The 15,504-nt window shown below is 38.5% G+C and carries 11 protein-coding genes; 9 read left to right on the top strand and 2 right to left on the bottom strand.

All coding sequences use genetic code 11. From position 1 onward, the window contains the following. The first annotated feature begins 53 nt into the window (after positions 1–53). The 9 genes from EO132_RS04860 (at position 54) to EO132_RS04820 (ending at position 12,934) form a co-directional block, all read left to right on the top strand. Positions 54–2,009, top strand: coding sequence for a prenyltransferase/squalene oxidase repeat-containing protein (locus tag EO132_RS04860; protein WP_127136850.1), 1,956 nt, complete (start codon positions 54–56; stop codon positions 2,007–2,009). Then, positions 1,999–3,198 (top strand): zinc metalloprotease, encoded by a 1,200-nt coding sequence (locus EO132_RS04855; protein ID WP_127136849.1) that lies wholly within the window; start codon positions 1,999–2,001, stop codon positions 3,196–3,198. The genes EO132_RS04860 and EO132_RS04855 overlap by 11 nt, the downstream gene beginning before the upstream one ends. Then, complete coding sequence (locus EO132_RS04850) at positions 3,185–4,003, top strand: carboxypeptidase-like regulatory domain-containing protein (RefSeq protein WP_164732274.1); 819 nt, start codon at positions 3,185–3,187, stop codon at positions 4,001–4,003. Before EO132_RS04855 ends, EO132_RS04850 begins: the two co-directional genes overlap by 14 nt. Before the next feature lie 665 nt (positions 4,004–4,668). Next, positions 4,669–5,091 carry a MucR family transcriptional regulator gene (locus EO132_RS04845; protein ID WP_127136847.1) on the top strand — a complete coding sequence of 141 codons (423 nt, stop codon included), beginning with the start codon at positions 4,669–4,671 and terminating at the stop codon, positions 5,089–5,091. Positions 5,092–5,866: 775 nt separating this feature from the next. Beyond that, positions 5,867–8,392 carry an N-6 DNA methylase gene (locus EO132_RS04840; protein ID WP_127136846.1) on the top strand — a complete coding sequence of 842 codons (2,526 nt, stop codon included), beginning with the start codon at positions 5,867–5,869 and terminating at the stop codon, positions 8,390–8,392. A gap of 3 nt (positions 8,393–8,395) precedes the next feature. Then, positions 8,396–9,301, top strand: a complete 906-nt coding sequence (locus tag EO132_RS04835) for a hypothetical protein (protein ID WP_127136845.1) — start codon at positions 8,396–8,398, stop codon at positions 9,299–9,301. 17 nt (positions 9,302–9,318) lie between these two features. Then, complete coding sequence (locus tag EO132_RS04830; protein ID WP_127136844.1) at positions 9,319–11,430, top strand: type I restriction-modification system subunit M; 2,112 nt, start codon at positions 9,319–9,321, stop codon at positions 11,428–11,430. Then, complete coding sequence (locus tag EO132_RS04825; RefSeq protein WP_127136843.1) at positions 11,423–12,634, top strand: restriction endonuclease subunit S; 1,212 nt, start codon at positions 11,423–11,425, stop codon at positions 12,632–12,634. Before EO132_RS04830 ends, EO132_RS04825 begins: the two co-directional genes overlap by 8 nt. 12 nt (positions 12,635–12,646) lie before the next feature. Next, entirely contained in the window at positions 12,647–12,934 is a 288-nt protein-coding gene (locus tag EO132_RS04820; protein ID WP_127136842.1) for a hypothetical protein, read from the top strand. A gap of 66 nt (positions 12,935–13,000) precedes the next feature. Here the strand turns inward: EO132_RS04820 and istB are convergent, their stop codons facing one another. Together istB and istA are read right to left on the bottom strand one after the other, a co-directional pair. Beyond that, positions 13,001–13,738 (bottom strand): IS21-like element helper ATPase IstB, encoded by a 738-nt coding sequence (gene istB / locus EO132_RS04815; RefSeq protein ID WP_127136784.1) that lies wholly within the window; start codon positions 13,736–13,738, stop codon positions 13,001–13,003. Between the two features lie 24 nt (positions 13,739–13,762). Further along, on the bottom strand, positions 13,763–15,295 hold the full coding sequence (istA, locus tag EO132_RS04810; RefSeq protein WP_235856376.1) for an IS21 family transposase: 1,533 nt from the start codon (positions 15,293–15,295) through the stop codon (positions 13,763–13,765). Positions 15,296–15,504: the final 209 nt, after the last annotated feature.

Genomic DNA, 15,504 nt, shown 5'->3' with positions numbered 1-15,504 from the left:
GGTTTTTAATAGAAAAAGAACTCAAAAAAAGAAATTACGTAAACGGCGGTTAGTTGATAAGCACAAAATATTTTTTTGATTACAGAAATGACAATCTTTTCAAAGAATCGCTTGAAAATATTCAACGATACTTGGACGGGCTCGGATATCCCAAGGAAGTAATAGAGAATATTTGCTTTCAAAAGTTTATCCAGAACAATCCTGATTACTACTTATATTATCCATATCTTTTTGATTCAGCTTTTGATTTCTCCGATAAAAAGGTACTGGAAATGCTATCTATAGCGGGGTTTCTTTACTATCGGTCTATTATTTTGATGGACGATATTTTTGACAATAAAGAAGAAACATCAAATTTTAATGACTTTCTAACAATTAATATTTGTCAGGAAGAAACCATCAAGATACTATGCACTTTCTTTGAAAAAGATTCTCTATTTTGGCATATATGGGGCAAAAGAAAGCTTGAATACCTTAAAGCTTACAGGTTGGACAAGCAAAGCCACAATATTTTCTCGTTTGGCGAATATGAGGTTTTATGTGATTATAAGTCTTCTTTTGGAAAAATAGCGATAGACGCCCTGTTTGTCCTTACGGGAAAACATTATCGAAATGAATACCAAAGCGTTCTCAAATCACACAAAGATTTTTATGTTGCCTTTCAAATATTGGATGATATTTCAGATTATGAGGAAGACCATATTAATGGGCAGTTCAATATTTCAAAAAACTACTTAGGAAAGAAAGTTGACAACATAGAATCATATAGTTTAGGAGACCAAAAAAAACTACTGTATTTGGAAGGTGTGGCTGGTAATCTGTATTCCAAGGCTCATGAACATATTTTGAGAGCGTTTGCCATGGTGGGGGATTATAAAATACCCAGATGGCAAGATGAATTACAGCGGATGCAAAACACAATTACAATTAATGAGCTAAATATAAATGGTTATATAACGTTTAACAAGTCCTTGGCCACTGAACACATAGATCTATTGGATAAAGAGTCAAGAAAGAAAGATGATACTGAGGGCTTACAATATTTATTAGGGATTCAGGGAAAAGACGGGAGTTGGATAGATTATTTTAATGATGCAGGAAACAGCAATGTATGGACTACTTCTTTTGTGTGTTATTTTTTATCTTTTTGGTATAAGCCCCAGCTTGATCTGATTAAATCAACGGAATTTTTAATTTCCAATCGCTATGAAGGAAAGAATTTATGGGGATATAATTCAAACTGGATACCAGATGCAGACTCTACTTCCTTTACAATACTTGCCTTACATTCTATGGGAATTGATTTCCGTGAAAGCGAGCTAGAAGAATGGTTCAGTTTTCAAAATAAAGATGGGGGGTTTTGCACCTATAGAAATGAAAGAGAGCTATTAGCATCCCTAAATAGCAAGCACATTCAGAATGTTGAAGGCTGGTTAAGTTCACACTTTTGTGTCAGTGCAGTTGCATATTTAGTTTTTTGTCAATTAGGTATCAATAACGATAAAAAACGAAAATTGGAATTATTTCTAATTGATAAGCTTAAGGATTCTCACGAAATACCATACTGGTGGACTAGCAGGGATTATGCGATTTCATTCTTGGTTTTGGCATGTTGTATCAATATGAATGAAAAGATATTCAATTTTTGCTGCAATGAATTGAATAAAGTTTCTAACGCCACTAGTGAGAGGGCAAGTAATATATTTTATGTGGCGTTGCGTCTTTTGAGTACAATTAAGTCCAAGGATATTTTTAAATATGACAATTCGCCCGATAAACTATTGTCGGAAATTTTATTAAACGCTCAACTTGAGAATGGCTCCTGGGGTGGGAACTATTCTATGAAAATACCTTCACCAGATGTATTATATCCTGAAAGGCAAGTCCATGAATGGAAAGAGGGTAATAAAGGGACAAACATTGTCCTTAAAGACTTTAATGGAGTGTTCACTTCTGTTGTATCTTTTGTTGCATTGGAAAACTACAAGGCGAGCCTAAATGGACGTTAAAAATAAAATACCAGTTTTATCAACAAATATTGAAATCCTCCCTTTTGATAAAGATGAGTTTATCATAAAGCAAAAAGAATATGGACATCGTATAAATGTTAACAAGGATACTTTGGACATAATTAAATTAGTAGATGGCAAACGTAATCTTGAGAAAATCAATAAGCTTTATGGGATAAACAAAGGAGTATCTGCAAATCTTCTTGACAATTTATTGTTTGGCACTTTGGCCCCATATGGAATTATAGAGTCGGCCAACGTTGAAATTAAGAGAATAGGAAAACCCTCATATTTAAAACTGAGTTTTACATTAATAAAGAGTAAGACCATCTTGCCAGCTGTAAGGCTTATATCCCCTTTGTTCTCGGATAAATTATTTTATTTTTTATTAGCGGTCTTTTCTTTGATTGTTTTTGGAACACTAATTGTCCATTTTGATTCGGTCAAAATAGGTCTTGAAAATCTCAGCTTTAGTCAATGGGTATTATATTTTTTATTTGCTGGAACTGTACTGTTTTTCCATGAGATGGGGCATGCAGCGGCCTGTCATCGATTTGGGGCAAAATTCGGCGATATTGGATTCGGGTTTTATCTACTTTCACCCGTGATGTATGCCGATGTTTCAGATATCTGGAAATTAAAACCGTATAAAAGAGTAATCGTAAATCTATCAGGAATCTACATAGAATTACTAATAGCCACTATATTGGTTTTGATTTTCTATATAACTCAAACTAATGATTATTTAGTGTTTAGTTCGGCCATATCATTGTCGTTGCTGACCAATTTGAACCCCTTTCTCCGCTACGATGGATATTGGGTGTTGTCGGATATGATCGGCGTACCAAACCTAAGGATGACATCAAATAGGATATTGAAAACTTTTTTTCGAAATAAAGCACCTATTCGTCGCTTGTGCGGCAAAGATTTGTTTTTACTGTTTTATGCATTGACCAGCCAAGTACTTATTTTAATTGTACTTGGCGGAATAGTGCTTTATGACCCCAATGGTATAATAGATTTGCCCAGAAATATATTCGTTTATTTATCCGAGATATTTGCGGGACGCTCAAAACCAAAATTCTCGGATTTGTATAGGTTCATATTACCTGCTATATTTTATTTTACCGTTATTAGTTTTGTATTTTCATATGTAAAAAATCGAAAAAGAAAAATTGGGCACTCTTAGGAGATATATCGTTTTTTCAGCATTGTTCTTCACCGTCTTTCTTGGATTTGGTCAAGAGTCCCGTCCTTTGCTGTCCGGCACAATAATAAGTCTCAATAACGAGGTTGAAGGAGTACACGTACTAAACCTTACTAGCGGCAGGGGAACCATAACCGATTCACAAGGAGATTTTTCTATTAATGTTGTATTGAGCGACACACTGTTATTCTCATCTGTTCAACTAAAGCCTAAATATTTGGTTGTGACAAAGGACATTTTATACTCTGACAGTTTGAGGATAAATTTGGAGGAACTTGTCAACGAACTGGATGAAGTTGTTGTTAAACCATATAATCTTACCGGAATCTTGGACAAGGACATATCCGGATTAGAGTTGCAACAAGACATTAACGCTTCCTCTTTGGGGCTCCCCAATGCCGATGTAAGGGTTCTTTCCCAAAACGAGCGAAAATTGTTTGAAGCTGATAATGGAAAGTTCATCAATTTGTACGGACACTACTTTGGATTGGGAATCAGTATCAATTTGCATAAAATTCTAAATAGAGCATCGGGAAGAACGAAAAAACTCAGAAATTTAGTCAAAAAAGGTGAACAGGCCACTAAATTTGAGAAGTTTAGGTATTTGTTCAACGATTCACTTCGATTAAAAGAATTGAAAATACCTTTTTCAAAAAAAGAGCAATTTTTTGTTTACTGTCAAACTGATTCCAATTTTGTTGAACTAGTTGAGGTTAATGATTATTTGGGGATATTAGAATTTCTTAAAAAGAAAAGCAAAATATTCATACAGAAAGACCAATTGTAGACATCAATTAATTTTTATTTGAAAAGAATTACCCATTTGATAGTGGATAGGGTGGTCAATGCATACAACCTGCGGCGGATGAAAGTGAGCAAATAATTCTCTGTTTGATTATACTATAATTCATTTATGGTGGTTTAATATTTTATGGTTAATTTTGTAGTCTACGAAGACAGAATACCATAAACGGTCTGTAATTCGGTTAGTCACAAAACATTAGCAAGGTAAAAGTCAGTAAAAATAAGGGGTAGCGGATGGAGTTCAAATCCTTCCGCGATCACTTAACAATCAAAGGGTTATGAAATCAATTCATAGCCCTTTTTTCTTGCTTACATAAATTTTGCTATAAAAAACTCGATTTATCCCTCTTTACAATATTACTATGGACAGAGACTCAGCTGATACGCCGTTATGTGTGTACGTGTTCTAGTTACCCTTACTTTGACAGTTTGCATAAGCTTTCAGATACGGTGGAGTAATATCTTTAAGACCAAAAAAGGCGAATGAACTATGATGAAATCATAGTAAATTGAATAGACTTTTTTTATTGTTAATATGTTGTATAACAACATTTTGAAATGCTTGTCCACCGAAAAATTTAGACGTGTATCTTTACTGTAGGTAAGTCTAAAGTTTTAAATTTTAAAGAATTTTTTATCCTCCGTACCATGAAAGCTTATAAAGAACCTCTTTATAATATAAAAGGCCAACCTGTTTGTGAAATTTGCCATGTTGGTTATGACAAACTCTTGAAGCACGTAAATAGCCGCCATAGTATTAGTGCCAATGAATACAAAGAGCGTTTTGGATACCATCCCCGGAAAGGGATAGTTAGTCAAAAATTGCACGCTCAAATGCGGTCAAATGCTTTAAAAAACTACAACAAGGTCATAATGGGTAATTTGATTATAGGGGGAAATAACAATCGTTTTAAGGAAGGTAACCAAATGTCCGACCTTGAAAAGTTAAGTGAGTTGAATAGGAATCGAATGAAACAAAAATGGAATAACATTAGAAATGAAAAGCAACAATCTAAAGACGATGTTCTTTCAGACTTGATTAAAAAACTATCTGTACTTCCAAAAACGTAATCATGCACGTTGATTGAACCAAGTTTTCACTAAAAGTAATACCAAATTATTGTATCACACACTATCTTAGCTTTAGAGCCTAATTAAGAATCTTCTAGTTTTTTATGTATACTATCGCTGACATTGCTAAAATTCTCTTCCATGGGTTCAGACCATATGTTCATCACACCAAACGATTGGAGTATGATACGGTATTCTCCGAGAGAAAAACCTTTACTAAAAAGTTTGTATTAGAGTTCTTCCCGAAGTATGTGAATCAAGACCTATGGATGAGGAAGCCCAAAGAGAAAAGAGACTCATATTTATTTAATTACTACTTCATAGAGGTCCCAACGGAGGGTGTGAAATACACTACTTTGCTTAAGCGATATATTACCAATACTGACTTAAGGTTAAAAAAAGTAAAATAGTTCTAACTTTATGTCTTGGAAGATGCTGGGAGGCGTTTCGGACTTAAGGTAATAGGACCATTTTTTGTAGATTGCATTCACCCAACCGGACATCTTTGTTAAAGGTTGACTTTTCGGCATCTGGTCGCTCGGTTCACCACCGAGATCGTTTTTAGGCGTAAGGTCAGGGGAGAAGGTTGACCTTTTTGTATTTAACCGTTTTATCAACTTCAGCAGATGTAACTCCAATTTAATTACCAAGTTTTAATTCTGGATTAAAAGCAAAGTAAAGAATTATTATAAGTTTCAAATGTTATCAAAAGAGCAGAAAGAGTGCACACTTAATTAATATTATTGTAAAGTAAAAAATCACATAGAGATATTGAATGAGCATTGACAGGGACATACAAATAAATCAGATACAAAGACAGCTCTCGCATATTATTGATATTCTAAGATACGAGCCAATTGATTCAGGTAGTTATTATGTTGTTTTCTATTTTATTTCTTTAATAAGTGAAGATAAGCTTGTAGAAAATGTTTTTCTTGACGCCAACCTATTCAAGAAGGAACTAAAATACCGAGTTTCTAATTCTATTTTTAAAGGTTCTTATAACGACGAGATATATTACCAGATTCATGATGTTTTCCATTCAACAATTGAAACATTATCGGATAGGGCGCTTAATGAAATTCTCTGGATTTTGAGAGGAATTGAGAGACCAATATTCTTAATGAACTACTCTCAAATCTTTGATGATTTATTGTACAGAATTTCCAGTTCCGAAGGGCGAAAGGCAGGGGAATCAATACAGCCAAAGGAATTAACACAATTCTTTAAAAGACTTGTGGATTTAAAGCCGGTAAGAACCATTTATAATCCGTTTTCTGGCATGGGTTCTTTTGGAATAGTATTGGATGCACGACAGGAATATTATGGGCAGGAAATTGATAAAAAAACATGGGCTATTGGTATTCTAAGGATGATTGCGCATGGCAAGTTCAATTTTCAATTAAAACGTGAAGACTCTGTTAACCAATGGAATCCAGACAATAGAAATTATGATTTAATAATTGCTCATCCTCCATTTAATTTGAAATTAAGAAATCCTGATATCAATATTAGTTCCAGAAAACCCTTTGTTGAGGAGTTCTTGATTAGTAATGGAATTAAGGATTTAACAGAATCTGGGCGTCTTATAAGCATCGTTCCAACAAGTTTTTTGCATAGGTCTTCGCGTCCAAGTTTACAGCTAAGACAGATGTTAGTGGAGAATGATATTCTGGAAACTGTAATATCATTTCCAGGAGGGCTTCTTTCAAATACAGGGGTTCCCTTTGCTATTGTAATTATTAATAAAGACAAAGCAACTTTTAATTCGGTTCATCTGATAGATGCAACCAAATTTCAAGAAGAAGGAGTTTTAAAGCAAAATCAACTGAACTATGATAAGTTAATTAAAGAGCTTGAATCAGTATCTGATGGACATGCATCTAGGAAAGTATCTAATCAAAAGATCGCAGCTGAGAATTTTAACCTTAATGTGTTTAGATATTTTCTACCAGAAATTGAAGGGGTTAAGTTTTCTGATTTTTCCAATTTCATTAAGGCAAGACCATTTGATGGATTAAATAATAATCAATTAGAAAGCTATGGTGAAAGTGAATTTCCGCTAGTTCGCGTTAAAGACCTTAAGGATGATAATTTGGACTTTATCCTTAAAGCTGAAGATGTTGATCAGGCAAATGTAACGCGGTCTGGAAAGCTAATAGAGGAATCTTGTTTATTGTTAAGCTTAAAATGGAAAACCTTAAAACCAACATATTTCAAATATGAAGGAAAACCAATCTTAATCAGTCCTGATATTGTTTCTCTTAGAATTGACGAGTCAATCATAGACATAACCTACCTCATTAACGAACTTTCCTCGGAGTATATTCAAGATCAATTAAGAGCTTACCGAGTAGGTGCAGTTATGCAATTTATTAGGAGAAAAGACTTAATGGATATAGTTATACGTATCCCAGATTTACATTTTCAAAACAGATTTGTAGAGTCAATTGAGGTTCAGAAGGCAAAGGTTGAAGGAATTGTCGAATTATCGAACAAACTTAAAAGACTACAAGAGGAGAGAAATGCCCTTGAACATGGAATAACGGTAAAAGACTTTGATGAGTTTGCCTCCTTGAAGCATTCTTTGGGTACACCAAGACAGAATATATTGTCTTCCGCAGAAATACTGCTGTTGTTTTTAGAAAACAATAAAGAAGATTTCAAAGAAATCAACACTAAGTATAGGGACTTAAGTGGTCAGAATATCGAGGAAACTTTGCGAGCTTTGAAAAGCAATGTCAATTATATGAGTGAACTTTTGGAAAAAGGAGAAAATGGACTCATTTTGGAGAATTATCCCTTGGAGAATGTTCCCATTATTGAAATTCAAAAAATAATTGAACAGGTCGATACAGGTCTTTTTAATTTTAAGCTAAAACTCGAAGGAATTACATCTGAGAATAAACGGAAATTAGGTATTTTATGTAATCGAACATTATTTCAAGTCTTGATTGAGGAGATATTCAATAATGCTCACAAATATGGATTTAGTAATAAAAGGAAAGAAAATTTAGTTGTAGTGGATCTAACTGTAGTCGTTGACGAAACTTTAGGCAATCGACTTGTTGTTGATATTCGTAATAATGGACTACCCTTTCCCGAAAATTTTTCTAAATCGAATTTTACAGCAAAATATTCAACTTCAAATTTCGAGAATGGAGGTACGGGAATAGGCGGATATGATATAGACAGGATAGCTCGTTATTTTAAGAATGATAAGTGGGAGCTTTTATTGAATGAGGACACAATATACCCTGTAAGATTCAAATTTGAATTTCCAATAATTATAAATGACTAACCTATGCCGTTACTTAAAGTTTTCTGGTTGGATGATGAACATGATAAACTCAACCCATTTAAGGTTCTAGCCAAGGCTAAAGGAATAGAACTTGTTGGCTATAAATCAACTGATGGATTAACTGAGTTAGAGGCTAATTACAACCTTTACGACGCTGTTCTTTTTGATGCAAAATTCTTCAAAAATGAAACGGATGTTGCCGGAAGTGAAAGCCTATCGAATTTACCTGTAGCAATTGATCGTTTATCAAAAATACCAAAGATATTCAAGCCATTTGTCTTGACAGGTCAAGCCAAATTTTTTAATGATGAAGTTTTTGATGCCTTTGTTCCAGAATATTATAAGAAAGGAGTTGCTGAAGATAATGAAAGGCTTTTTAGAGACCTTAAAGACTTTGCTCTAGGGCAAGTGGAAACGCAAATCAGACATGAGTATGAAGAAGCCTTTGAGGCAATAAATCTAGGTATTTTGCCCAGTAGAAGTGCAACTTTGTTAATGGATATTATCAAATGCCATAAGGCAAATGATTTTCGCAAGAAAAACATCAATAATCAAAGAGGTTTGTTGGAGTTGATATTTAAGTCTTTGAACGACCCTATTCCTTGTATTCCAGATGAATTTTTTAACCCTTTACAAGATAACAGGCCAAATTTGGAATGGTGTTGTATATACATGGAGAATAGAAATGTCCGTGACCCTATAAGTCGAAACACCTTTACTTGTCCGGTTACAATTGATCAGGAAATAAAGCCTGTTTTTAGAAAAATCATGGTTTCTGTGAACAAATACTCTCATGACAATGAAAATGAAATCGCGAAAGTGCCTTTTAACTCTAATATGCACGCACTTTTAGAGCTTTTAGGATGGCTTCCTGCTTTTGTCCAAACAAATTACCCTAATTACATATAAGTAGAACTGATAGATACATGACGAACGAAGAATTAAAAGATTTAGAAAACAAACTGTGGGATTCCGCAAATGCTTTAAGAGCACACGGTGGCTTAAAGGCGTCCGACTATGCGGTTCCGGTACTCGGATTGATTTTTCTCAAATTCGCAGAAAACAAATATAGCCAACACGAACCGGCTATTCTTGAGGAATACCAAAAGAACAAAGGCACAAGAATGGAACAGACCATTCAAAAAATAGCCTTGGCCAAATGCGGTTTTTACTTGCCAGATAATGCGCGGTACGACCATCTTCTAAAACTGAAGGGCAATAAAAGAGCGGAAGCCCTGCGCGATGCCATGAAAGGTATAGAACAATACCAAGATGCCAAGTTTCAAGATGTGTTGCCCACCGATGCCTATTTTGATATTGAAAAGAAAAAAGACGACATCCTTCCAGGGCTGTTAAAGGCCTTTTCGGATATTCCCAAAGATGCTTCGGGTGATATTTTTGGGAAGATCTATGAGTATTTTCTAGGCAAGTTTGCCATGAGCGAAGGCCAAAAAGGGGGAGAGTTCTTTACCCCGACCTCCGTGGTTCGCTTTATTGTGGAAGTGATAGAACCCTACAAAGGCAAAATTTACGATCCCGCTTGTGGTTCTGGGGGTATGTTTGTGCAATCAGCGGATTTTATAGCCCATGAAGGGCACAACCTAAAGGATATTTATGTATGCGGACAGGAGTATATGGGCGAAACTGTTCGCTTAGCCAAAATGAACCTATTGGTACACAACCTTCGTGGCGAGATTACCGAAGCCAACTCTTACGATAGCGACCCTTATGAGAGCTATGGTAAGTTCGACTTTGTAATGGCCAATCCGCCGTTCAATGTAAAATCGGTAAAGGAGAGCACGGTTAAGAATGATAAACGGTTTTACCAATACGGCCTTCCCAAGAACAAAGGCAAAAAGAACGATAAAATTTCGGATGCCAACTATTTGTGGATTTCCCTTTTTGCCACATCGTTGAACAACAATGGACGAGCAGGATTTGTAATGCCCAATTCTGCTTCCGATGCCCGCAATGCGGAATATGAAATCCGAAAAAAAATTGTGGACAGTGGTATTGTGGATTGTATGGTGAGCATGCCCTCCAATATGTTTTTAACCGTAACCCTACCCGCCACTTTGTGGTTTTTTGACAAGACAAAGGTGCATTCGGACCGAAAGGATAAGATTTTATTTTTGGATGCCCGCAATGTCTTTAACCAAATAGACAGGGCGCATAGGGAGTGGACCCCGGAGCAACAACAAAACCTTGCGGCCATTGTGCGTTTGTACCGAGGTGAAACTGCGCGGTATTTGGAATTAATCGCTAGCTATATGGCAAATGCTTTTAATGCCCAAAAAAATATCGAGCCAACCTTGGCGGGGATACAAGAACAGTTGAACAAGCTAATACGCAATTTAAATGCATATACAGCGGTCACCAAGAACGAAAAGCGCACCCCTGCAAAAACCAAAGCACTAAAGGAGGCCAGCTTTATTGAAGAACTGGAAAATTTTGAGCTCTCCAGTTTTACTAGAGTTGATACAGTGGAAACACCACAGAAACTGCCCTTGGACAACAACGCCCAAAAACAATGGGCAGCTGCCCTAAAAACAGAGGTAGAAAACAATGTAGAACGCCTAACTGTTTTAAAAGCGGATGTAAACAAGTTGGTAGAACTCCATAAAATAGCAGACAAATACTTAAAGTTAAAAAGCGACCAGGCTTGGAGTAGTCACAATTTGGCAAAAGCGGATAGGTTCTTGGAAGAAGCTCTGCAAGTGCACCAAGAAGCCACAGAACAATTGGGGTATTGGAATAAGCAAATAGACTGGTTGCAAACCCGTTTCCCAGAAGCCAAATATGAAGATGTCGTGGGCTTGTGCAAAATGGCGAACAGAACCGAATATATCGAAGAGCAAGATTACTCCTTAAATGCGGGTAGATATGTAGGTGTAGAGATTGAAGATGATAAAATGACAAATGAAGAGTTCATTTCATGCATTGACAAAAGAAAACAGTTATTGGAGACTTTAATATCAAATGGAGTTGAATTGGAGAAATTGGTTTTAAACAATTTAAACAATCTCTTTGATGACTAAGGAACACAAAATTGGAGACATAGTAACATTAAGTCAAGGTCAAGTAATCAATTCAAAAACTAGTCACTTGGTTACAGCAAAGGGATTGCCTTTATTAAGGATAGGAGATATGATTAATAATAGGCAAGAAATTTACATTGACAAAGAAAAGGTTCCCAAAAAAAATATTGCACACAAAAAAGATATAATATTTTCAAGAACGGGACAGGTGGGATTGGTTTTTAGAAATCAAAATGGAGTAGTACACAACAACTGTTTTAAAGTTAAGCCAGATGAAGATGTTCTTAACCCAGATTATCTCTTTTGGTTTTTGAAATCCCCAAAAACATATAAATGGGTTCAGCAACTGGCAGCTGGCGCAGCACAGCCAGACTTACCTCATGGAGCATTCAATTCTATAAAGATAAATGTTCCCAACCTTCAAACTCAAAAAAAAATAGCCTCCATTCTTTCAGCTTTTGATGATTTAATAGAAAACAACAACCAACGTATCTCGTTGTCGGAGGAAATGGCCGAGGAAATCTACAAGGAGTGGTTCGTACGTTTTCGTTTTCCGGGGTATCAAAACACCAAATTTTTTGATGAAAAGGGTAATGAAGTTCCGCACGGCACCAAAGGAGCTATTCCTGAGGGGTGGAAGGAAGGAAAGATTCAAGATTTAGTAGAATTAAAAAAGGGGAAAATCATTACTAAGTCAACGGTTACAGAAGGTAATATTCCTGTCGTGGCTGGAGGTTTAAACCCTGCATACTATCATAACCGAGCAAACACATGTTCTCCAACAATAACAATTAGTTCTTCAGGTGCCAATGCTGGTTTTGTAAACCTGTATTTTGAAGATATTTGGGTATCGGATTGTTCATATTTGGATTCGAAAATGTCCAAATGGTTTTATTTCTTTTACTGCACTTTCAAAACTAGACAAGCTGAAGTTTTTCATTTACAACGAGGTGCGGCACAACCACATGTTTATTCTAAAGACATACACAAGCTAAAATTAATTTATCCATCTGAGAAATTACTTAAATATTTTGAAGGTCTTATCATTCCATTTTTTGAGGAAATCAAATTATTGAAAAATAAAAACCAAGCCCTTAAGGAAACTCGCGACCTTTTATTGCCTCGATTAATCAGCGGCAAACTATCCGTGGAACACCTAAAATTAAAAGAAGTGGAACTGGCTAAAGTGGCAGAGCTCAAATAAAATTGGTGGAATATGCACAAAACACTAACCAACCAAGACAGGCATATTGACAACAAAGCCATAAAAGAGCTTATTAAAGGACGGAGAAGGGAGTACTTGCAGTCACCCTTACGTATAGTTGAGGATTATAACAACGAAAACAAAAACATAGACGAGTACAATGGTAGGCAATTACTGGAAATGATTCAAAACGCCAATGATGAGTGTGATACACAGAAGCCAAAAAAAGTATTGATCAAATTAGAAGAAGAAAGTTTGATTATTGCCAATAATGGCAACCCTTTGGCTATTTCGGAGTGATGGTGCCACCTGTTTCGGTCAAACAGTGCCACTTTGAAAGATCCTTCAATAATACAAAAAAATGTGTCAATCGTTTTTTAAAATTCCTTTTCTTAAGCTTTCCCCTTTTAGGTCCAACCTGTGGGAGGAGTTCACTATCCTGTCCAATATGGCGTCGGCAATTGTGCTTTCCCCGATAATATCGTACCAAGCCGATACGGGTATCTGGGAAGCTATAATGGTGGAAGCCTTGTTGTAACGGTCGTCTATGATATCCATCATGGCCTCCCGGGCATGGTTGTCAAAGCTCTGCAGGCCAAAGTCGTCCAGGATCAACAGGTCGGTTTTCAGGAGCTTGTCCAGTTCCTTTAGATAGGTGCCGTCCACTTTGCAGAGTTTCAGTTTTTTAAGTAATCTTGCCGTATTGGCATATATGGCCCTGTGTTCCATCATACATGCCTGGTGGCCCAGTGCCTGTGCCAGATAGCTCTTGCCCGTTCCCGAGGCCCCTGTGAGGATGATGTTTTCCTTGCGGGCCATAAAATCCAGGGTCCCCAGGCGGGCGAACATGTTCCTGTCCAGGTTGCGCTGTTGGTCATGTTTCACCTCGGCCAGGTTGGCGGACTGTGCGAACCCCGCCTGTTTGAGCAGCCGCTGGATCTTCCTGTTCTGGCGGTCCTCCCATTGGTGGTCCGTGAGCAGGGCCAGGTATTCGTCCGCGGTAATGTCGGGCGAACCGTTGTCCCTTACGTGCTGTTGGTGCAATTGGGCCATGGCGGTAAGGCGCATCTGTTTGAGTTTTTCGATCGTCTGTTCATTGTTCATAATATATCGGATTTAAGTTAATGATCATTGATAAGCGGAGGCGCCACGTATGTTCCCGTGGTCCGGGATGTGGCTCTTGTCCTCTTCCAGGTCCCTGTAGAACAGGGAGCTTTTGTCCAGGTTGTTCTTCAGGATGTTCCTGATGCGCATATAGGTGGCGGCATCCGCCTGAAGGGCCCTTTTACAGGCATTGTCCAGGCGTTGCGAACCGTAGGCCCTATGGAGCTGTATGACCCCCATCGCCCGTTTATATCCTATCTCCGGGTAGTCCCCCTTTGACAGTATCGTCTCCACACAGCCCAGCACATGGTCGCCATGGCGGGCCGCTTTCCTTTTAAAGAACTCCGGGCTCCAGTCGCTATAATATTTATGGGTACTGCCCAGGTGCTCTTTTTTGGTATTATAGCTGCCCTTTTCCGGGTGGCGCCCGTGCAGCGCGATCCGCCGCTGGTGGTAATGGACCTCCACCGTGGAACCCGTATAGTGGATTGTGGTCTCCTTCCCGATATAACGGTAGGGGACGCTGTAATAGCTCTTGTCCGGGGAGAAGTACACATAGCCCATCTTCTGGACCTTTGCCCTGCGATAGTCCTTTAGCTGGTAAGCACTCCCGGGCAGGGGCTTGAGGTATTCCCGTTCCACGGATTGGAACAGTTCCCTGCGACTGGCCTCCTTGCGTTTGAACAATAGACCGTTATAGGCCACCAACAGGCGCTTTATCTCCCGGTTCAGGTCGGCCAGGGAGAAGAACACCATTTCCCGCATCGGGTAATAGATGCGCTGATAGGCAAGGTGCACGGCGTTCTCCACCAGGGCCTTGTCCTGCGGGGAATACCCCCGGGCGGGGTTTATGGCGCAGTTGTAGTGCCGGGCAAAATCCTTGAAGCTCCGGTTGATGTCCGCCTCATATCTGCTCGCCCTTGTCACCGCGGATTTCAGGTTGTCCGATACAATGGCCTTGGGCACGCCACCGTAATAGTTCAGGGCATTGGTGCAACAAGCGATCAGGTCCTCCCGTTTTTGGCTCCTGCAGGCCTCCACGTAGGTATACTGGCTATTGGGAAGGATGGCCACGAACACTTCCACCGGGACCACTTCCCCTGTGTCCCTCTCGACCATATGCAGTTTCTTGCCCGCGAAGTCGATGAACAGTTCCTTGCCGGGGTCGTGCTCGAGCTTCATCGAGCCTTTTATCTTTGCATATTTACGGTGGTAATGTTCCAGGAACTGGGTATAGCCATAGGGATCCTTGGCCGTTCCGACATAATCCTGGTAATGGTGGAGGAAGGTGAAGCCGGGGTGGTTCCTGGCCCTGTTGATCCCCTCGAAACAGCGCATGAGCTCGTCGTAGCGAACATTGTCTATGGTCGTATGGGATGGGAAGAGTGCCTCCAGGGCCCCATTGTCAAGGGCGAGCAATTCCTTAAGGGAGCGGTCGCAGGCCCCGAACAGGCGCATATAGCTGTTCACCGTGTTACGGGATATCCCTAGGGTGGCACCTATCTTGCGGTTGCTCAGCCCATCGAGGTGAAGGGAAATAATCTGTTTTAGGTCCATCGGATCAAGTGTATTGGCCATATCGCTTGTTTTTGAGCGACAAGGTAATTGTTACTTGATCTTTCAAAGTGGCACGGATCGAACCGATATCACTGGCACAAAACGAACCGAAACGGATCGGGCCGCCCGCCAAAAGTGGCACAGATCAAACCGAAATGCCTGGCACTATAACTCCGAAATGGGTGGCACAAAACGAACCGAAGTATCCA

Origin of the sequence: Flagellimonas oceanensis (assembly GCF_003992595.1) — a bacterium.
GTDB classification, from domain to species: domain Bacteria; phylum Bacteroidota; class Bacteroidia; order Flavobacteriales; family Flavobacteriaceae; genus Flagellimonas; species Flagellimonas oceanensis.
This window is presented reverse-complemented; position numbering and strand designations above follow the sequence as displayed.